The organism is Paenibacillus tepidiphilus (assembly GCF_008635795.1).
Classification (GTDB): Bacteria; Bacillota; Bacilli; order Paenibacillales; family Paenibacillaceae; genus Paenibacillus_AQ; species Paenibacillus_AQ tepidiphilus.
The window spans coordinates 19,274-37,674 of the sequence record NZ_VWRQ01000010.1; the positions used below are offsets into that span (position 1 = coordinate 19,274).

Genomic DNA, 18,401 nt, shown 5'->3' on the forward strand with positions numbered 1-18,401 from the left:
TGGGGCTGCTTTGTGGAGCTGCTTTGTGGGGCTGCTAAGTGAAGTAATCAATTCCCGCTTCCGGAAAATGCTCAAAGATCCGCTCTGTGATGAATTCGCGCAGGGCGGTTTGCTGTTCATCGGGGTAGACGTATTTGTTCTGGCCCCAGCGGCCCCATTTCTTCTTGCGCTTCTCGATATCCATCTCAAGCTTGGTCTTGGGGTACCGCTTCTCGATCACAGCCTTGGCCGTCTTGGTGAAGCGGTGCTGGATCATCTCGAAGGTCAGTCCGGCGCCGGTGGTCGGCGGCAGCGCTGCTTTGAGCCTCTCCAGCAGCTCGGCATAGCCCTCCTCCCAGCCATCGTGCCAGATGATCGGCGCGATGATGAAGCCGAGCGGGTAGCCGGCCCGTGCAACCTTGCCGGCGGCCTCGATGCGTTCCTCGAAGCGGGAGGTAGCCGGTTCGAAATTTTTGATGACATAGTCGGCATTGATACTGAAGCGGATTCGTGTGTGCCCGTTATGCTTCAGCTCAAGCAGAGGCTCGACATGCTGGTACTTGGTTACGAACCGCAGCCGCCCCAGCGGCTCGTCCGCCATGAACGTAATCAGCTCGGCCAGGGAGCCGGTAATATGCTCCAACCCTAAGGGATCAGAGGTACAGGCCGCTTCGAAGGTGGTGATCTCCGGGGAGCGCTCTTCGATGTATTTTTTGGCTGCGGCCATCACATCGCCGGTGTTCACATATACGCGGATATAAGGCTTCGCGCCCAGTGTAGTCTGTAAGTAACAATAATGGCAGTGGCCCATGCAGCCGGTGGCAATCGGAATGGCATAATCAGCCGAAGGCTTGGATTGATCGAAGGTAAGCGTCTTGCGGAGGCCGACGACCAGCGTGCGCTTGGCGATTTTGTACTGCTCCAGCTCCGTCTCTCCGGGAAGGCCGGTAATCCGGTTGTGCGAGGTGGTCATGCGGTAAGGGATATTCTCCTGCTTGACCCATTCCATAATTCGCTGGCCCTTGGGATAATTCAGGGCATCCGGTTCAAAATAGACCAGTTCAGGAATGAAAAGGGCGGTGGGCTTGGGCTGCTTTTTAACCCTGGGCCGCTCGGGTGCCGCGATTGTCATGGACTCACACTCCTTGCTGTGGAATACCGTTATTGTGCCGGAAACCCGCCTTCGGAAACCGTGGTAAACATCGTTAATGCCCGGCCCCGGGGAATGTGGACTTGCCAAGGGGCTCCGGAAACATGTATCATTGTTAGAGCAAGGTTGGCCCCCGTGCCATGCTCATTATAGAAAAGAGGTAAAAAGGAATGCCAACACCCAGCATGGAGGATTATTTGGAGCGCATATACAAACTGATCGACGAGAAAGGCTATGCGCGGGTCTCGGATATCGCCGAGGGTCTGGAAGTCCACCCCTCCTCTGTGACCAAAATGATCCAAAAACTGGATAAGGACGAATATCTCATCTATGAGAAATATCGTGGGCTTGTCCTGACTAGCAAAGGTAAGAAAGTGGGAAAACGCCTCGTTGACCGTCATCAGCTGCTGGAGGAGTTTTTGAGCCTGATCGGAGTGCAGCAGGAGCATATTTATAAGGATGTTGAGGGAATCGAGCATCACCTGAGCTGGGATTCCATTACGCGGATCGAAACGCTTGTGGAGTATTTCCGGCGGGATGAAGCGCGGGTTCAGACCTTATACGATATTCACCAAGAACTGGCCAATGAATCCTAGAGGCTGTTTTTTTGTGCGTGTTACCGCAACCTTTCCAGTTTTTTAACGTCAAACGGTTATATCCATTTATGGTAAGATCCGTTTGAGAAGACAACCGGCCGTCTCTCCTTAACCATAAGGAGCAGAGGGCCGTTTCTTGTTGGGCGGGAGACGGTCGGTAACACATTCTATGAATTGCTTGGGGAGGAATCATGAATTATTGTAAAAAAGGTCTGATCTTGCTTCTCGGTCTGCTGCTATGCTTGCCGCTGTGGACTTCCGGTACCAGCGCCGCTGCTGCGGCTATTACCATCGAACTGGACGGCAGCGCGCTCAGCAGCGATGTTCCGCCGTTCATTACGGCTTCGGGTGTAACCATGGTGCCCGTATCGGTAGTGAGCCAGGGCCTTGGCGCTCAGGTAACCTGGGCGCAAGCCAGCAAGACGGCAACGATCAGCAAGGACGGCACGGTCATCAAGCTGACCAGCGGCAAGAAGACCGCTGACGTGAATTCCGCCGCAGTGACTCTGGACACATCGGTACAGATCAAGCAGGGCCGGGTCATGGTGCCGCTCCGCTTCGTCAGCGAGCAGCTTGGACTGCAGGTGGTGTGGAATCAGGCAGCCAAGCATATAGCGCTCTATACACAGGCCGAGATCGCTCCACCCGGTTCGCCGGTGATCCCTTCAGTGCCCGATGTGACAGAGCCGGTGGCGCCAACCATACCGGCGGTGCCCGGTGTCCCGGGAATCAGCACCGGCAAAGCGATGAAGGGCGCCTGGATCTCCACCGTCTATAATCTCGACTGGCCGTCTACGGCCTCGGCGGGCAATGCGGCCAAGCAGAAGGCCGAGTTCGACAGCCTGCTGGACAAGCTGAAGGCCACGGGCTTCAATAGCGTATTCGTCCAGGTGCGGCCGGCAGGCGATGCACTGTATTCGTCGCAGCTGGTGCCCTGGTCCAAGGTGCTGACCGGCACCCAGGGCAAGGAGCCGGGCTATGACCCGCTGGCGTATATGGTCAGCGCCGCGCACGCGCGGGGCATGCAGATCCATGCCTGGTTCAATCCGTTCCGGGCCACGACGGAGACCACTAGCTCGGGCCTTGCTTCGCTAGCAGGCAATTCTGTAGTGAAGCTGCATCCGGAATGGATCGTTACGGCAGGCGGCAAAAAATATATCAATCCAGGCGTCCCGGAGGCCAGACAGCATATTATCGACACTGTACTGGAAGTCGTGAGAGGCTATGATATCGACGGCGTGCATCTCGACGATTATTTCTATCCTTCCGGCGTTTCGTTTGCCGACGATGCCGCATACAAGGCTTATAATTCAAAGGCAATCGGGAATAAAGGCGACTGGCGGCGCGATAATATTAACGAATTTATCCGGACGCTGGATCAGGAGATTCATACACTGAAGCCGGCCGTATCGTTCGGGGTCAGCCCGTTCGGGGTATGGCGCAACGTCAAAGCGGACAGCACCGGGTCCGACACGAAGGCCGGAGTCACCGCGTATGACAATATGTATGCCGACGCCCGTACCTGGATTCAGAACGGCTGGATCGACTACATCGCCCCGCAGGTGTACTGGAGCCTTTCATTCACCGATGTCCGTTACGACAAGCTGGTGGACTGGTGGGTCAATGAAGTCAAGAATACGGATGTGGCACTGTACATCGGCCTTGCTTCCTATAAGGTCGGCGACAGCAAGGAGAAGGCCGAGTGGCAGAGCGGCGAGCAGATCATCAATCAGCTGAAATACAACGACCGTTATGCAGAGGTGGCCGGCAGCATTATGTTCCGGGCGAACGATATTGTGGTGCGCAATCCGTTCGGTCTTTCCAGCCTGCTGTCCTTTTATTTCAATTCCTGAAACGCAGCACTTAACCTTCCGGCTATAAGTCATGAAAGCTCCCCCGTGCTCATAGATAAGCAATAGGTCTATGAACGGGGGAGTTTTGTCTATGGAAATCAATGCGGTTTTTGAAGGCGGGGGTGTTAAGGGTGTAGCACTTGCGGGGGCGGTGGAGGCATCGGAGCAGGCAGGTGTGACGTTTAACCGGGTGGCCGGAACCTCCTCCGGCTCGATTATCGCTTCTTTTCTGGCGGCTGGCTATGATGGGGAAGCCATGAGCAGGGTGATCCAGCAGACCTCCTTCACTTCCTTCCTGAAACGCGGAGGCTTATACCGGACAGCCTTGGTCGGACCGGCGCTGCGGGTACTGATCAAGAAGGGCCTGTATTCCGGGGAGGCCCTGGAGAACTGGGTCCGCTGTATTTTGCGGCAAAAGGGAATCGTCACCTTTGGCGATCTGCCGAAGGGCAAGCTGTCCATCATCGCCTCGGATATTACGAACGGGCGGATTGTCGTACTCCCGAACGATCTGGAGGATTACGGGATTGCCCCGGGAAGCTTCGAGGTGGCCCGGGCGGTGCGGATGAGCTGCAGCATTCCGTTCTTTTTTGATCCGGTGATGCTGCGGCTCAGCGGCCCGGCTGCTGCAGGGAGGAGCTTTACGGAGCAGTTCGTGTATCTGGTGGACGGCGGCATGCTGAGCAACTTTCCGTTATGGCTGTTCGACGAGAAGGAGCATGGGTTTCCCAATCCGGCTCACCGCACACCGACAGTCGGCTACCAGCTGATCGGCAAGATTGACCCAGAGCCGCACCGGATTACCGGACCGATCAGTATGCTGCAGGCGATGGTAGGCACGATGCTGTCGGCGCATGATGAGCGCTACATTGAGACGGAGAAATTCGTGCGCACCGTCAAAATTCCCACACTGGGGATTTCAACGACACAGTTTCATCTTTCCGCTGATAAAAGCGATGAACTGTACGCTGCGGGCTTCGAGGCAGGGGCGGAATTCTTCCGCACCTGGCGCCCGCCGAATACAAGCTCCGTAAAGTGAAGCGGAAGCTGACGAGGCTGATTCCGAACCCTTTGCAGCAAGTAAAAAGGCACCACCTGCGGCTATTATGCCCGGCGGTGCCTTGCTGTCAATGGTATTTCGGGAGATGATCGTCGTCGTTCTTGCCCTTGCTGCCTTCAATGACCTGGAACGGATAGCTCTTGCGCTTGGGCGGTGTTGCTGCCGGGCCCTTGCGGGCAGAGGCTACCTTTGCCATCGTTTTCTGTGAGGGCTTTACTTTGATCTTCTTGCCGCCAGGGCCGCGCACGCGGCTTCTTGAGGTGATCCGGTAGGCAAAAAATGCGATCCCCACAATCAGCAGGACGGGAAGCAGCGACCAGAATAAATCTGAATCCAAGGTAATAATCCCTATCACCACACCTATGACCGCAAGAACGATGACCGTCCAAAAAAACAAAGCCTGCCTTTTCATTGCACACTCATCCTTTCGCAGGATCCAATATGCCGCCGGCAGGACCGGCATCCGCATATCCTCTCGCTTCGATTGCGGCGTCAAGCTCCCGCATCCGGTTAAAGGAAGCAATTGATACTTCAACCATTTCGTCTTTCGGTTCCTTGGTAGTCAGCAGCTGCAGCCAGAGTCCCGGATAGCCGAGATACTTCAAGCCGGAAACATCGCGCACTGCATTGGTTCCCTTGAGCACTTCAAACGATACAGCAATGACAACGGGCAGCAGCACCAGCCGCTGGACTACGCGCTCCACCATGTTGTCCCAAGGGACGAGGGAGTAGATAATCACGCCGAGAATAATTGTCAGCATCATAAAGCTGCTGCCGCAGCGGTAGTGAAGCCGGCTGTACTTCTGCACATTCGCAACCGTCAGTTCCTCACCGGCCTCGAAGGCGCTGATCACCTTATGCTCGGCGCCGTGGTACTGGAACAGCCGTTTAATCACAGGTGTCTGGGAGATGGCCCACAGGTAGATGAGCAGCAATATAAGCTTGATGCCGCCTTCTACAAGATTATGAAGAACATAACCGTCAAAGGCATCACCGAACAAGAAATCTTCCACAAAGACAGGTACGAGTGTGAAGATCACTTTACCGAACAGGAAGGAAAGAATCCCCATCACGGCTACACCAAAAATCATGCCCAGGCTCCAGCCTTCTTCCTTCTGCTTGGCCTTCTCCTGCTGCTTCGCGAATTCCTCCGGCTCGGTCTCATCTTCCGCATACGATTCAGCTGAATAGTTAAGATGCTTCGAGCCCTTGGCGCTGGAATCTATAAGACTCACAATGCCGCGAAGCAGCGGAATTCTGCGCAGCTTAAGCACCCAGCTCTTGTCGCTTCTCGGCACCTCCAAAAACGTGATTTCCTGGTTCTTTCTTCGCACGGCTGTTACATTGACATGTTTGCCGCCGAACATAACGCCTTCAATAACGGCTTGCCCGCCGTAACTGGGAGTTTCCTGGGACAACCAATTCACCTTCCCGTGTAATTAATAATAATGATATAAACCATTGTAACGAATTTATGCCTACATTGCTAGTTGGATCGGCTTTTCCTGCGCATACTACCCGCATAGAGCGGGAGAGTCCGCGAATTCAGGCGAGGGAAAGGAAGAGCGAAGAATATGAGTAGACGTAATAAGCAAAAGAAACATCAGACCAATCCGTGGACATTCGCGCTGGAGCTGGGCTTTTTTGCCGGACTGATCTGGGGAGCGATCCGCTGGCTGCTGTACTGGCTGCGGTTCACCAAGGTCGTCCCCGGTTTCCTGGGAGAGCCTTTTTTCAGGCATGACTTTCTGGTGACAGCACCCGGACATCTGGCGGGTTACTTAATCTTCATCGCCTTCTCCATGATTGCTGCGCTGATCTATGTGCTGATCTTCCGCAAGCTGCGGGGTCCATGGCCGGGCATCCTCTACGGGATTCTTTGGTGGTCGCTGCTGTTCCTGGCCGGAGCCCGCATGTTCCTGATGATGCCTCCGTTCCGGCTTCCCTGGAATACAGTGACCAGCGAATTCTGCATCTTTCTGCTCTGGGGTATGTTTATCGGCTATACGGCAGCTATTGAATTTACGGATGAACGCAACCGGGAGCAGAAGACAAAGCTGGCTTAAACACCCGAAAAAACTTCTCAAGGGCATGACCCTATGTTAAAATACAATGTGGCTATTTCGAGAGGAGAAATGAACATGGGCAACAAGCGAATCTCCAAGCTGCGCACGGTTTTGCAGGAGCAGGGCTTGGATGCGATGCTGATTACCAGCGGCATCAACCGCCGCTACCTGAGCGGCTTCACCGGATCATCCGGTTATGTGCTGGTTACCGGGGACGAAAGCTATCTGCTGACCGACTTCCGATATATGACCCAGGCACCCGAGCAGGCCAAGGGCCTCAAGGTGGTGGAGCATGGCGCCAAATTCATTGACACCGTCCGTGAACTGCTGCCGGTGAGCGGGGATCTCCGCATCGGCTTCGAGCAGGATGATGTTACGTTCAGCGCGTATACGGCTTATGCGGAAGCGCTCCAGCCGGCCGTGCTGGTGCCGGTATCCAAGGCAGTCGAGAATCTCCGTATGTTCAAGGATGAAGAAGAGCTCGCGGTAATGCAGCGTGCAGCCGATCTGGCAGACAAGACCTTCAGACATATTCTGAATGTGGTCAAGCCGGGGATGACCGAACGCGATGTGGATCTGGAAATGGAGTTCTTCATGCGTTCGCATGGAGCAACTGCGTCCTCCTTCGATACGATCGTCGCTTCCGGTGAACGCTCGGCCATGCCCCATGGCGTAGCGAGCAGCCGGGTAATCCAGGGAAACGAGCTGATTACCTTCGACTTCGGCGCACTGCTGGACGGGTACTGCTCGGATCTCACCCGCACGATTGCTGTCGGTACCCCCGATCCGAAGCTGAAGGAAATTTATGATATTGTGCTGGAAGCCCAGCTGCATGCGCTGGCCAATATCAAGCCGGGGATGACCGGACGCGAATGCGACGCGCTGACACGCGACATCATTACTCGTTACGGCTACGGCGAGTACTTCGGCCACAGCACGGGGCATGGCCTTGGTATGGAGGTTCATGAGTGGCCTCGCCTGTCCAAGCTCAGCGACGACGTGATGAAGCCGGGCATGGTTGTCACCGTGGAGCCGGGCATCTATCTGGCCGGACTGGGCGGCGTGCGGATTGAGGACGATATCGTCATCACCGAAACCGGCATTCAGCTGTTGACCCATTCGTCAAAGGAATATCTCATTTTGTAAACCTTGCATGACTTGCAAAATCATGAAACCTGGAGGGATTTGTAGTGATTTCAGTTAACGATTTTAAAACAGGCTTGACCGTAGAGGTGGACGGCGATATCTTTACCGTCCTCGAATTCCAGCATGTAAAGCCGGGTAAAGGCGCGGCCTTCGTCCGCTCCAAGCTGAAGAACCTGCGTAACGGCAACACCGTTGAGCGCACCTTCCGCGCCGGTGAAACCATCGGCCGTGCCCTGATCGAGAACCGCGGCGTGCAGTATCTGTATGCCAGCGGCACCGAGCATGTGTTCATGGACAACGAAACCTATGACCAGTTCGAGCTGTCCGAGAAGCAGCTGGAATGGGAACTGAACTTCCTGAAAGAGAATATGACCGTGAACATCGTCAGCTACCAGGGCGAGATTCTCGGAATCAACCTGCCGACCAGCGTTGATTTGAAGGTAACTGAAACTGAGCCGGGCGTCAAAGGCAACACTGCCCAAGGCGCAACCAAATCCGCTACTCTGGAAACTGGCCACACGGTTCAAGTTCCGCTCTTCATCAACGAAGGCGACGTGCTTCTGATCGACACCCGCGAAGGCAAATATATCTCCCGCGCGTAGTCAGCAGCCGGACAAGCCCCCCCCCATTATGGCGGGGGCTTTTTTTGCGTGAACCGGTGTATGCTGTATGTATGCCTGCAGGCATAGATTATATCCTAAGCCTGCTTTTTGTTTGAATTATACAGGGGAGGGGTATGTAAAGAAGGTGCTACACTACACCTGAGAGGAGACTGATGCAAAATGTCACATGAACAATTTGAAGCCTGTATCAAGGCATGCCAGGAGTGTATGGCTGCCTGCAATCATTGCTATGCCGCCTGTCTGAAGGAGCCTCATCTGGAGATGATGAGGGAATGCATCCGGCTGGACCGGGAATGTGCGGATCTCTGCGAATTCGCAGCGGCCAGCATGTCACAGGGGGCAGCCTACGCAAAGCAGCTGTGTGCGCTGTGCGCCGAGGCCTGCGAGGCCTGCGGCAACGAGTGCCAGCAGCATGAGGCGGAGCATTGCCGTCGCTGCGCTGAAGCCTGCTTTGCCTGTGCGGAGGCCTGCCGCAGGATGGCTGCCTAAGCAGCGTAGCCTGAATCTGCAGTTCGCCATTGACGACGTCCGGGAGCGTCGTGGCCTGGCGTGCAGTGCACCCGCCGCTTCCGGATTAACTGTATTTTGCGGCGTAAGCCGGTTTTTTTGTTGAAAATTATTAACGCAACATGTGATTTTCGTATTATACTGTGTTAAAGCGGGAAACCAAATAACAGCTACTACATAGAGCGAAATAGGGAGTGAACTGGAGTTGTCACTTTATGTTATGAAATTCGGCGGAAGTTCCGTCGGCGACACTGAACGAATGCAGCGTGTGGCAAAGCGTATTGCAGACAAGCAGGACGAGGGGCACCGCTGTGTAGTTGTGGTATCGGCCATGGGCGACACCACGGATGATTTGATCGATCAGGCCAAGCTGCTGAACGGGCAGCCGCCCGCCCGGGAGATGGATATGCTGATGACGACGGGCGAGCAGATTTCTGTGGCGCTGCTCTCGATCGCGCTGCACGGCATTGGCCGCGAAGCCGTATCCTATACCGGCTGGCAGGCCGGCTTCCGTACAGATGAGACGCATGGACGTGCACGGATTACCGAAATCGTGCCCCGGCGTGTGCTGGAGTCGCTGGAACGCGGACAGATTGTCATCGTTGCCGGTTTCCAGGGGATGACCTTGAGCGGCGAGATTACAACGCTGGGCCGCGGCGGCTCCGATACGACAGCCGTTGCCCTGGCTGCAGCAATCAAAGCCGACGTCTGCGAAATCTATACCGACGTAGACGGAGTCTACTCCACGGACCCGCGCATCGTGAAGAATGCGCGTAAGCTGAAGGAGATCTCCTACGACGAGATGCTGGAGCTGGCTAATCTCGGAGCAGCTGTGCTGCATCCGCGGGCGGTGGAATATGCCAAGCAATATCAAGTGAAGCTGGTCGTGCGCTCCAGCTTTAATAATAACGAAGGAACAGTGGTGAAGGAGGAAGCAAGCATGGAGCAGGGAGTAGTAGTCAGCGGAATCGCGTATGACAAGAACGTGGCGCGGATCAGTATTTTGGGAGTACCGGATGTACCGGGTGTACTCGCCCAGGTGTTCGGCAAGCTGGCCGGAGAAAGCGTTGACGTTGACATCATCGTACAGAGCGGCGTTATGAACGGTACCGCAGATTTCTCCTTTACGGTTGCACTGGGTGAGCTTGACCGGGCGAAGTCCGTGATCGAGAGTCTGCACAGCGAGCTGCCTTACCGTGAAGTGACCTCGGAGGATAACCTGGTCAAGGTCTCCATCGTCGGTGCGGGCATGGTCAGCCATCCGGGCGTTGCGGCCAAGATGTTCGATGTGATCTCCAAGGAAGGCGTAAGCATCAAGATGGTAAGCACCTCCGAGATCAAGGTTTCCTGTGTGGTGGAGGCCGGAAATCTGCAGAAGATCATCCAGGCGCTGCATACCGCCTATGATCTGGATACCGAGGAGCAGGCAGTTGTCGGAGGCCCGCAGGATCGCCGCTAAATTCTTTAGCAATGAGATAAGGGATGCTCATGCAGCGACTAGCTGCGGGAGCATCCCTGATTATTGTGTATAGTAACCGTACAGTGGGATAATGTTAGGTATGGCATTTCGGTTTAGTTGCATTTTGTACACTTAAATGCTGATTATATTCCTTTGTTAGAGGAATAATTGCACTTTATACAATTAAAATGAGAGATTGGTGGCTTTCTGCTGTTTTGCTGTGTTTATAGTTGTACAGAATGCAATTATTCTCTATAGAGGACTGGTTTTCCGTAAAATAAGTGTATGAAATACAATTATGTCAGAGTTAGAGCCTGCACGTTACCTCAGTAAGTAGAGCGCCCCCACGTACCAACTTACTGTAGCAGTCCGCGTATTAGCTTGCACATACCAATCCCACGTGCCAACCTCATGTACCGTCCTTACTTACCAGCGTGACGTACCAACCCTAAGTGCTTACCTTATGTACTAGCCCTACGTATCAACTCCATAAACCAGCCCCAGATACAACCCACTATAGCAGCCTCACGTACCAGCCCGTACCACCCCCTTAGTACCATCTCACTGTAGTAGCTTCACGTACCAACCTCACGTACTAGCTCTACGTATCAACCCCACGTACCAGCCTCACGTGCCAAGCTCACGAACCAGCCCCACATACAACTCTCTGTACCAACCTTACGTACCAGCCCGTTCCACTCCCTTAGTACCACCATCACGTATCAGCTCCACGTACCCACCCCACGTACCAACCTCGCGGATCAACCCCACGTACCAGCCTCAAGTATTAGCCCCTATCAACCCCTCAGTATCAGCCCCACGTACCCACCCCACGTACCCACCCCACAAACCTATTCACACACCTTAAGCAGGAAATTACCCCTGTTTCTTCCTACAGACCTCTCGTTACAAACATAATTAGCAAATTAACACCCGATTAGCCTTACCATGCTTTGATTCTCCCTTCAGCTCGAAATCATCCCGCATCCTTATCCCCCAACGCTCCGGCACCCAGCGCACCCGCACCCAGCGCACCCGCACCCAACGCTCCCGCTCCAACGCTCCCGCTCCAACGCTCCCGCTCCAACGCTCCCGCTCCAACGCTCCCGCTCCAACGCTCCCGCTCCAACGCTCCCGCTCCAACGCTCCCGCTCCAACGCTCCCGCTCCAACGCTCCCGCTCCAACGCTCCCGCTCCAACGCACCCGCTCCAACGCTCCCGCTTCAACGCTCCCGCTTCAACGCTCCCGCTTCAACGCTCCCGCTCCAACGCTCCCGCTCCAACGCTCCCGCTCCAACGCTCCCGCTTCAACGCTCCCGCACCCAGCGCTCATCGTCGTTCGCCTACAAACGGCAACAGTCCGGCAAGCCACTTATGTGACCCGCCGGACTGTTAATCTTCCAATTCTATTAAGTCAGCCGCTTGAAACGGCCGAGGATTTCGACGGTTTCCAGCACGTTGACGAAGGCCTTCGGGTCAGTCTCAAGAATGGTCTTGCGCAGCTCCGCCAGCTCGTAGCGGGTGGTGACGGTCATCAGCATCGTGTTGCCCTCATGGCTGTAGCCGCCTTCCGCATTGACAACCGTGACACCGTGGGGCAGCAGATTGAGCCGGCAAAGCATCTTGTCGCGCTCCTTGGTCACAATGAAGCAGGTGAGCTTGACGTGGCGGATGTGAATCAGGTTGATCACCCGGCTCTTGACGAAGATACACAACATGGCGTAAAGGGCAGAGTCCCAGCTTTTGAAGAAGCCCAGGCTGAGAATGACCAGGCCGTCCATCACGAACAGCACCGTGCCCATCGGGATGTCTCTTTTGCGCGTAATAATAGATCCCAGAATGTCGAACCCCCCGGAGGAGCCGCCTGCGCGCAGCGAGAAGCCTACGCCCCCGGCAATGATCACCCCGCCGAAGATGCTGGCCAGGATCGGGTCCTGGGTCAGCTTCATGAGCGGGATTACGTTAAGGAACCAGGTGGTGGAGAGCACCGAGAGCATGCTGAGACAGATATATTTTTTGCCTACGGCGATAAAGCCCCAGATCAGAATCGGCAGATTGATCGCAAAATAAAAGAGCGAGATATACTTCGGACTCGTCAAATACCCGAGTATGGAGGCCGTACCGGCCACGCCGCCACTGAGCAGCTGATGCGGAATCAGAAACAGCCTTAGCCCGGCTGCGACCAGAAACGCCGAAAAAATGATCGTGGCGACATCCCGCGCCTGCTTGGCGACTCCCCGTGTACTGACTGGAACAACGACATTGCGAACTTGCATGACAATAATCCCCTTTTTCCCCGATGTCTTTTCTCCGTGACCCTGTTCCCGATCACCCTGGAGAAGCTTTGTCTAAAATAAGGTTGAATTAGTTTAACCATCCAATGGCTCAACTATTTTAACAGCTGTTTTGCTGCTGATGCAAAAATTATTTTATCATACTGATGATATTTTTTTATATAGGCTTTCACTATGATTTCTTTCACAATTTTGCGGTCCGGACGGCCCATTTCCGAAAGGCGCTGCAAGCAGTGGATGTGTTCCCCGGATACACCCGTGCTGTTTTCGCTATTTTGCCGCGTCCCGGCCGGATTTGCTTGTCTAAACGGAGGGGCTTATGCATATCCATGGATTACAAGGTGTCTCTTCATGGACGGCGGAAGTCTATGCAAGGGGGCTGATAACACTAGACTCAAAAAAAGGAGTTGAGCAGACTTGGACAAGTATGTGGGCTGGATGGCGGCGCTTCGGCTGTTCTCCGGCAGTGTGGAGATAGCGGCGGCGATCCTGATGCTGCGGCTGAACCAGGTAGACAAGGCGCTTGCGGTTAATTCCGGCCTCGCCCTGGTCGGACCGAGCATCCTGATACTGACGACGGCAGTCGGCCTTACGGGAATGGCTTCGCAGCTGTCCTGGGGCAAGCTGGGCTGGATCTTCTGCGGTGTGGCCTTTCTCTTAATCGGAATTCTTAAAAAATGATAGATGATAGTCATAAAGCGGGCGTACAAGCATAGATATGTAAACAAGACATGACAAAGAGGACAACTTGGGGGTAATCCATATGGCCAATGACTGGCTGCTCTTGTTTCCCGAAACGATAAGGGCGCTGCTGAAAGCCCTCCCGGCGGCGCTGCTGGACAAGGTGGAGGAGGTTCGTGTCCGCGAAGGCCGCCCGCTGGAAATTAACTACGCCGGCAGGTTCAGCTTCATTGCCGGAAGCGGGGGACTGACGCTGGCTCCCGCGGAAGCGTACAAGCCGGGCCGCGAGGATGCGCACAGGCTGCTCGACCTTATCAGCAACCATTCGCTTTATACGATGGAGGAGGAGCTGCGCAAGGGCTTCATCACCATTCCCGGCGGGCACCGCATCGGCCTATCCGGCCGCGCCGTGCTCAGCGGCGGCAGTGTCGAGCATCTGCGCGACATCACCGGCTTCAATGTCCGGATCGCCCGCGAGGTGACAGGCATCGCAGACAGTGTTCTGCCTTATCTGGTGGACAGGAGCCGGCAGCGGATCATGCATACGCTGATCCTCTCGCCGCCGCAGCAGGGCAAGACTACCATGCTGCGCGACCTGGCCCGGCAGATCTCCGGCGGCGGCAGTGCGGGGCGGGAGGGCAGCCGTCCCGCACTGAAGGTCGGCATCGTCGACGAGCGCTCCGAGATCGCCGGCAGCCGCCGCGGTGTTCCCGCCTTCGACGTCGGGCCGCGCACAGACATCCTCGACGGCTGTCCGAAGGCCGAGGGGATGATGATGATGATCCGCTCGCTGTCGCCCGATGTGCTGATCGCCGATGAAATCGGCCGGCCGGAGGATGCGGCGGCCGTCACCGAAGCGCTGCACGCCGGCATCTCGGTGGTGGCCTCGGCCCACGGCAAGGAAGTGGCCGAGCTGGCCCGTCGGCCGGGCCTCGGCGGCCTGGTGGAGCAGCGGATGTTCGAGCGGTACGTCATTCTTCACCGCTCCGAAGCGGGCACCGGCTTCCGTGTTCTCGACGGACAGAAGCGCGGGCTGCTGCTGGTATCACCGGGGGAGCGCAGCGGCGGAGATCTCCATGCTTAAGCTGTTCGGAGCGGTCATCGTCATCCTCGCCGGAACGCTCGCCGGGTTCAGCCGGGCAGCGCAATACGCCGACCGGCCCCGGCATATCCGGGGGCTGATCGCGGCGCTGCAGCGGCTGGAAACCGAGATTAAATACGGCTATACACCGCTTCCGGAAGCGCTGCGGCGGATCGGCGAGCAGTCCAAGGAGCCGCTGAAGGCGCTGTTTCTGGAAGCGGCCCGCGAGATGAGTCCGCCGCTGGACCGGACACCCGAAGCTGCCTTCGCCAAAGCGATGGACGACCACTGGAGGGCCGCCTCCCTCAAGGCGGCGGAGCGGGAAATTCTCCGCCAGCTCAGCTGCACGCTCGGGACGAGCGACCGGATGGACCAGGGACAGCATATCGGGCTGGCGCTGCAGCAGCTGAAGCAGGAGGAAGCCGTAGCCAGGGAAGATCAGGGCAAATATGAAAAGATGAGCAAAAGCCTGGGTCTGCTGCTTGGAGCATTGATCGTCATACTGATCTTTTAGCGAGGTGCCAGGAATGAATATTGAAGTCAACGCGATCTTCCAAATCGCCGGCATCGGCATCATCATCGCCATGATCCATACCGTATTGAAGCAGATGGGCAAGGAGGATATCGCCCATTGGGTGACCATCGTCGGGTTCATCATCGTACTGTTCATGGTGATCCGGATGCTGGACGGGTTGCTGCAGGAAATCAAAACGATCTTTCTATTTAATTAGGCGAGCGTTATGGAAATCATCCAGGTAGTAGGAATAGGACTGCTGTCGACGGTGCTGATTCTGGTGCTGAAGGAACAAAAGCCGGTGTTCGCCTTTCTCCTGACAACGGCGACGGGCATCCTGATCTTTCTGTTTCTGCTCGGCAAAATCGGCACCATCATGGGAACGCTCGAACGGGTGGCGGAATCGTCGGGCATGGATATGATCTACATCAAGACTGTCTTCAAAATTATCGGCATCGCCTATATTGCGGAGTTCGGCGCCCAGATTGTCCGCGATGCGGGAGCGGATTCCATTGCTTCCAAGATCGAGCTGGCCGGCAAGGTGCTGATCATGGTGCTGGCCGTGCCGATCATCAGCATCATTATCGAAACGGTGATGAAGCTCCTGCCGGCATAAGCCACAGGGTGTACATGCAAGACCAGCAGAGCCGGCGGGGAGGAGTGCAGGATGACGTCGCGAGGCAGACGGGGAGAGGTATACATCAGAATACTGCTGGGCCTCTTTCTCTCCTGGTGCTTCTTCGGAGGAGCCGGAAGCCTTGCAGCGGAGGCAGTCCCGCAAGAGGCGGACAACCGTGCCTCGCCGGTAGACGGATGGGTGAAGCAGCAGGTGCAGCAGCTGCCGAAGGATCAGGTGGAGGCCTATTGGGATCAGCTGATGAAGGAGTACGGCGGTTTTTTTCCGGACGGGAAGACGCCGGCGCTGATGGATATGCTGCTTCCGGGCGGCAACGGGCTGAGCATGAAGAGTGTGCTTTCCGGACTCCTGAACTTCCTGTGGCATGAGGTGCTTTATAACGGCAAGCTGCTCGTCACCATCGTGATGGTGAGCGTGCTGAGTATGATTCTGGAGACGGTGCAGAGCGCTTTTGAACGTAAAAATGTCAGTAAAATCGCCTATATGCTCTGTTACATGGTTGTCCTGGTCCTTGCCGTCAACAGCTTCAATATCGCCATCGGATATGCCAAGGACGCCATTGACCGCATGGGCGATTTCATGATGGCGATGATTCCGCTGCTGTTCGCACTGCTGGCTTCAATGGGGAACATCGTGACTGTCTCGGTCACCCATCCGCTGATCGTCTTTATGATCCATACGGTGAGCACGCTGATCCACACTATGGTATTCCCGCTGCTGTTCTTCTCGGCGGTGCTGCATCTGGTGAGCGCCATCTCCGTGAAATACAAGCTGACCCAGCTTGCCAATCTGCTGCGCAACGTGGGGGCCGGGTTACTGGGCGTACTGCTGACGGTGTTCCTCGGCGTAATCTCGGTCAGAGGCATTACCAGCTCCGTGACGGACGGCGTTACGCTCCGCGCAGCCAAATACATCACAGGCAATTTCGTCCCGGTCATCGGCAAAATGTTCGCGGATGCCACCGATACCGTGATCTCTGCCTCGCTTCTGGTGAAGAACGCCATCGGGCTCTCGGGTGTCATTATCATTTTGTTCCTTTGCGCTTTCCCGGCGATCAAAATCCTGTGCCTGGCGCTAATCTACAACGTGGCTGCAGCGGTTATGCAGCCCTTGGGCGACACGCCTATCGTCTCCTGCCTGCAGACCATCGGCAAGAGCATGATGTACGTCTTCGCGGCGCTGGCCGCGGTATCGCTGATGTTCTTCCTGGCGGTGACCATCCTGCTGACCGCAGGCAATCTGACCGTCATGATGAGGTGAGGCCAGGAACACTCTAGGGGCGGGGAGGAGAACCATGACATGGCTTAGCGATTGGCTGCGTGAACTGATACTGGTCGTGCTGATGGCCGCCTTCGTAGAAATGCTGCTGCCGGGCAAGTCGATGGAGCGGTACGCCAGGCTGGTGCTCAGCCTGCTCGTCCTCCTGACCTTGCTGAATCCGGTGATCTCCCTGCTGAAAGGGGATGCTTCCTCCCAGCTTGCGCTGGCTATGGAACAGGCGCAGCGGGAGAGCGGATGGGGCAGCGGCGGGGATACAGGAGATTCACTGCAGGAGATTCTGAGGCAGGGCCAGCTGCTGGCCGCCGGCTCCCGTGAGCAGAGCCTGCAGCTTGCTGCCGGTGAGGTGGCAGGTCAGATGCAGGAGCAGATTGCAGCCGCAACCGGCGTGCGGGGCGTGAATGTGACCGTCGCGCTGGAAATGGGCCGCGATACCGGCGGCGGGGAGCTGCCGGTGATCTCCCGGGTGGCCGTCACCCTGCCCGAAGGCTCATCCCCGCAACATGCAGGGGGGGCTGAAGGTGGCGGGGCGGCGGATCAGGAGGCTCCGGGAGGGCGGATTCATATTACTCCTGTAGAGCCGGTGCAGGTCCGGATCGGCGCTGCAGATGCGGCGCAAACCGCAGAAGCAGCCGCGTCAGGCGAGGAATCAGCCGGAACTGCCGAAACTTCCAGCACAGCAATCGGACAGCAGGCGGAATCCATTGTTGATCTGCTGGTGCAGAACTGGAATGTGGAGCGTAGCAGAATTGAAGTCAAGGGCGCCGGCGGCGCTGAAAAGAGCTGACGAAAGAGGGGGTTAGAGAGGTGGGTAAATGGCTGAAGAAGCTGGAGCAGTGGGCAGGGGGCGGAGCCGGCAGTCCGAGGCGGAGCCAGACCTTCCGCTGGTTGATCATACTGGGATTGCTCGGTGTCGCGATCATGCTGTTCAACTCCTTTGTCAATGTGAAGAAGATCGACAGCGAGAACACAGGGAGGGAGCCGCCGGTGAGCGAAAGCTCGCAAGGCGTTATGCAGCAGGGGGAGCTGATGGCCTCTGATGCATTCGAGAGTATTGAACTGGCGCTGGAGAGCCGTACCAAGGAGATTCTGGAGAAGATCGTCGGTGTCGGCACTGTAGACATTATGGTTACGGTAGAGTCGACGGAGGAAATCGTGGTCACCCGGAATATGAATGATTCACAGCAGCAGAGCGAGGAGACGGACGCCAGCGGAGGCAAGCGGCATACCACTCAATATACGCGGGACGGCGAAATCGTCACCTACAGCCAGTCTGGCGATGAAACGCCGATCATTACGAAGCGGATCAAGCCGCAGGTGCGCGGCGTGCTGGTTGTAGCCAAAGGTGCGGAGAACAAGGTCGTCCGGAGCTTAATCGAAGAAGCCGTGGAGAAGGGGCTGAATGTCCCAAGCTACAAGATATCGGTCGTACCGCGCAAGCAGGAATGATCTAATGCCGGGAACAGCTGCAGCAGAC

The 18,401-nt window shown here is 56.2% G+C and carries 21 protein-coding genes; 16 read left to right on the top strand and 5 right to left on the bottom strand.

Features of this window, described 5'->3' with window-relative positions; all coding sequences use genetic code 11:
• Positions 1-34: 34 nt before the first annotated feature.
• Complete coding sequence (gene splB / locus F1379_RS14095; protein WP_150270714.1) at positions 35-1,111, bottom strand: spore photoproduct lyase; 1,077 nt, start codon at positions 1,109-1,111, stop codon at positions 35-37.
• A 188-nt stretch (positions 1,112-1,299) separates the two neighbouring features.
• On the opposite strand from splB, the gene mntR reads away from it, so the two are divergent.
• From mntR to F1379_RS14110, 3 genes are all read left to right on the top strand, one after another.
• The gene (gene mntR, locus F1379_RS14100; RefSeq protein ID WP_150270716.1) at positions 1,300-1,725 is read left to right on the top strand and encodes a transcriptional regulator MntR; all 426 of its coding nucleotides are present in this window, start codon (positions 1,300-1,302) and stop codon (positions 1,723-1,725) included.
• A gap of 191 nt (positions 1,726-1,916) precedes the next feature.
• Positions 1,917-3,578 carry a family 10 glycosylhydrolase gene (locus tag F1379_RS14105; RefSeq protein ID WP_150270718.1) on the top strand — a complete coding sequence of 554 codons (1,662 nt, stop codon included), beginning with the start codon at positions 1,917-1,919 and terminating at the stop codon, positions 3,576-3,578.
• Positions 3,579-3,669: 91 nt separating this feature from the next.
• On the top strand, positions 3,670-4,617 hold the full coding sequence (locus F1379_RS14110) for a patatin-like phospholipase family protein (RefSeq protein WP_150270720.1): 948 nt from the start codon (positions 3,670-3,672) through the stop codon (positions 4,615-4,617).
• Positions 4,618-4,705: 88 nt separating this feature from the next.
• Here F1379_RS14110 and F1379_RS14115 read toward each other — a convergent pair whose 3' ends face one another.
• Together F1379_RS14115 and F1379_RS14120 are read right to left on the bottom strand one after the other, a co-directional pair.
• Positions 4,706-5,050 (bottom strand): hypothetical protein, encoded by a 345-nt coding sequence (locus tag F1379_RS14115; RefSeq protein WP_150270722.1) that lies wholly within the window; start codon positions 5,048-5,050, stop codon positions 4,706-4,708.
• A 7-nt stretch (positions 5,051-5,057) separates the two neighbouring features.
• Positions 5,058-6,005, bottom strand: a complete 948-nt coding sequence (locus F1379_RS14120) for a DUF1385 domain-containing protein (RefSeq protein WP_150271104.1) — start codon at positions 6,003-6,005, stop codon at positions 5,058-5,060.
• A gap of 207 nt (positions 6,006-6,212) precedes the next feature.
• Between F1379_RS14120 and F1379_RS14125 the strand changes: the two genes are divergently transcribed.
• The 5 genes from F1379_RS14125 (at position 6,213) to F1379_RS14145 (ending at position 10,439) form a co-directional block, all read left to right on the top strand.
• Complete coding sequence (locus F1379_RS14125; protein WP_150270725.1) at positions 6,213-6,704, top strand: YqhR family membrane protein; 492 nt, start codon at positions 6,213-6,215, stop codon at positions 6,702-6,704.
• Positions 6,705-6,779: 75 nt separating this feature from the next.
• Positions 6,780-7,850, top strand: a complete 1,071-nt coding sequence (locus F1379_RS14130; RefSeq protein WP_150270728.1) for a M24 family metallopeptidase — start codon at positions 6,780-6,782, stop codon at positions 7,848-7,850.
• 44 nt (positions 7,851-7,894) lie between these two features.
• The gene (gene efp, locus F1379_RS14135; RefSeq protein WP_150270730.1) at positions 7,895-8,452 is read left to right on the top strand and encodes an elongation factor P; all 558 of its coding nucleotides are present in this window, start codon (positions 7,895-7,897) and stop codon (positions 8,450-8,452) included.
• A 180-nt stretch (positions 8,453-8,632) separates the two neighbouring features.
• Positions 8,633-8,962 (top strand): four-helix bundle copper-binding protein, encoded by a 330-nt coding sequence (locus F1379_RS14140; RefSeq protein WP_150270732.1) that lies wholly within the window; start codon positions 8,633-8,635, stop codon positions 8,960-8,962.
• Between the two features lie 223 nt (positions 8,963-9,185).
• Positions 9,186-10,439, top strand: coding sequence for an aspartate kinase (locus F1379_RS14145; protein ID WP_150270734.1), 1,254 nt, complete (start codon positions 9,186-9,188; stop codon positions 10,437-10,439).
• 976 nt (positions 10,440-11,415) lie between these two features.
• Here the strand turns inward: F1379_RS14145 and F1379_RS14150 are convergent.
• Positions 11,416-11,610: a hypothetical protein gene (locus tag F1379_RS14150; protein WP_162551163.1), complete on the bottom strand. Its 195-nt coding sequence runs from the start codon at positions 11,608-11,610 to the stop codon at positions 11,416-11,418.
• Between the two features lie 238 nt (positions 11,611-11,848).
• Complete coding sequence (locus F1379_RS14155; RefSeq protein WP_150270738.1) at positions 11,849-12,715, bottom strand: YitT family protein; 867 nt, start codon at positions 12,713-12,715, stop codon at positions 11,849-11,851.
• A gap of 435 nt (positions 12,716-13,150) precedes the next feature.
• On the opposite strand from F1379_RS14155, the gene F1379_RS14160 reads away from it, so the two are divergent.
• The 8 genes from F1379_RS14160 to spoIIIAG all read left to right on the top strand — a co-directional run bounded on the left by F1379_RS14160 (position 13,151) and on the right by spoIIIAG (position 18,373).
• Positions 13,151-13,414: a YqhV family protein gene (locus tag F1379_RS14160; RefSeq protein WP_420850501.1), complete on the top strand. Its 264-nt coding sequence runs from the start codon at positions 13,151-13,153 to the stop codon at positions 13,412-13,414.
• Positions 13,415-13,496: 82 nt separating this feature from the next.
• Positions 13,497-14,498, top strand: coding sequence for a stage III sporulation protein AA (gene spoIIIAA / locus F1379_RS14165; protein WP_150271108.1), 1,002 nt, complete (start codon positions 13,497-13,499; stop codon positions 14,496-14,498).
• Positions 14,491-15,009 (top strand): stage III sporulation protein SpoIIIAB, encoded by a 519-nt coding sequence (spoIIIAB, locus tag F1379_RS14170; RefSeq protein WP_150270740.1) that lies wholly within the window; start codon positions 14,491-14,493, stop codon positions 15,007-15,009. Before spoIIIAA ends, spoIIIAB begins: the two co-directional genes overlap by 8 nt.
• A gap of 13 nt (positions 15,010-15,022) precedes the next feature.
• Positions 15,023-15,226 carry a stage III sporulation protein AC gene (spoIIIAC, locus tag F1379_RS14175; RefSeq protein WP_150270743.1) on the top strand — a complete coding sequence of 68 codons (204 nt, stop codon included), beginning with the start codon at positions 15,023-15,025 and terminating at the stop codon, positions 15,224-15,226.
• Positions 15,227-15,235: 9 nt separating this feature from the next.
• Positions 15,236-15,625, top strand: a complete 390-nt coding sequence (gene spoIIIAD / locus F1379_RS14180) for a stage III sporulation protein AD (protein ID WP_150270745.1) — start codon at positions 15,236-15,238, stop codon at positions 15,623-15,625.
• Between the two features lie 51 nt (positions 15,626-15,676).
• A complete protein-coding gene (gene spoIIIAE, locus F1379_RS14185) occupies positions 15,677-16,906 on the top strand; it encodes a stage III sporulation protein AE (protein WP_150270747.1) in 1,230 nt (409 codons plus the stop codon).
• Positions 16,907-16,940: 34 nt separating this feature from the next.
• Positions 16,941-17,711, top strand: coding sequence for a stage III sporulation protein AF (spoIIIAF, locus tag F1379_RS14190; RefSeq protein WP_150270749.1), 771 nt, complete (start codon positions 16,941-16,943; stop codon positions 17,709-17,711).
• Between the two features lie 20 nt (positions 17,712-17,731).
• Positions 17,732-18,373, top strand: a complete 642-nt coding sequence (gene spoIIIAG, locus F1379_RS14195) for a stage III sporulation protein AG (RefSeq protein WP_150270752.1) — start codon at positions 17,732-17,734, stop codon at positions 18,371-18,373.
• Positions 18,374-18,401: the final 28 nt, after the last annotated feature.

Bases quoted from the DNA above. Each gene is read 5' to 3' on its own strand.
- F1379_RS14155 (WP_150270738.1), bottom strand. From the start codon at position 12,715: ATGCAAGTTCGCAATGTCGTTGTTCCAGTCAGTACACGGGGAGTCGCC.
- splB (WP_150270714.1), bottom strand. From the start codon at position 1,111: ATGACAATCGCGGCACCCGAGCGGCCCAGGGTTAAAAAGCAGCCCAAG.
- F1379_RS14120 (WP_150271104.1), bottom strand. From the start codon at position 6,005: ATGTTCGGCGGCAAACATGTCAATGTAACAGCCGTGCGAAGAAAGAAC.
- spoIIIAF (WP_150270749.1), top strand. From the start codon at position 16,941: ATGACATGGCTTAGCGATTGGCTGCGTGAACTGATACTGGTCGTGCTG.
- F1379_RS14115 (WP_150270722.1), bottom strand. From the start codon at position 5,050: ATGAAAAGGCAGGCTTTGTTTTTTTGGACGGTCATCGTTCTTGCGGTC.
- mntR (WP_150270716.1), top strand. From the start codon at position 1,300: ATGCCAACACCCAGCATGGAGGATTATTTGGAGCGCATATACAAACTG.
- F1379_RS14110 (WP_150270720.1), top strand. From the start codon at position 3,670: ATGGAAATCAATGCGGTTTTTGAAGGCGGGGGTGTTAAGGGTGTAGCA.
- F1379_RS14130 (WP_150270728.1), top strand. From the start codon at position 6,780: ATGGGCAACAAGCGAATCTCCAAGCTGCGCACGGTTTTGCAGGAGCAG.
- spoIIIAD (WP_150270745.1), top strand. From the start codon at position 15,236: ATGGAAATCATCCAGGTAGTAGGAATAGGACTGCTGTCGACGGTGCTG.
- spoIIIAB (WP_150270740.1), top strand. From the start codon at position 14,491: ATGCTTAAGCTGTTCGGAGCGGTCATCGTCATCCTCGCCGGAACGCTC.
- F1379_RS14125 (WP_150270725.1), top strand. From the start codon at position 6,213: ATGAGTAGACGTAATAAGCAAAAGAAACATCAGACCAATCCGTGGACA.
- spoIIIAA (WP_150271108.1), top strand. From the start codon at position 13,497: ATGGCCAATGACTGGCTGCTCTTGTTTCCCGAAACGATAAGGGCGCTG.
- F1379_RS14105 (WP_150270718.1), top strand. From the start codon at position 1,917: ATGAATTATTGTAAAAAAGGTCTGATCTTGCTTCTCGGTCTGCTGCTA.
- spoIIIAC (WP_150270743.1), top strand. From the start codon at position 15,023: ATGAATATTGAAGTCAACGCGATCTTCCAAATCGCCGGCATCGGCATC.
- F1379_RS14140 (WP_150270732.1), top strand. From the start codon at position 8,633: ATGTCACATGAACAATTTGAAGCCTGTATCAAGGCATGCCAGGAGTGT.
- spoIIIAE (WP_150270747.1), top strand. From the start codon at position 15,677: ATGACGTCGCGAGGCAGACGGGGAGAGGTATACATCAGAATACTGCTG.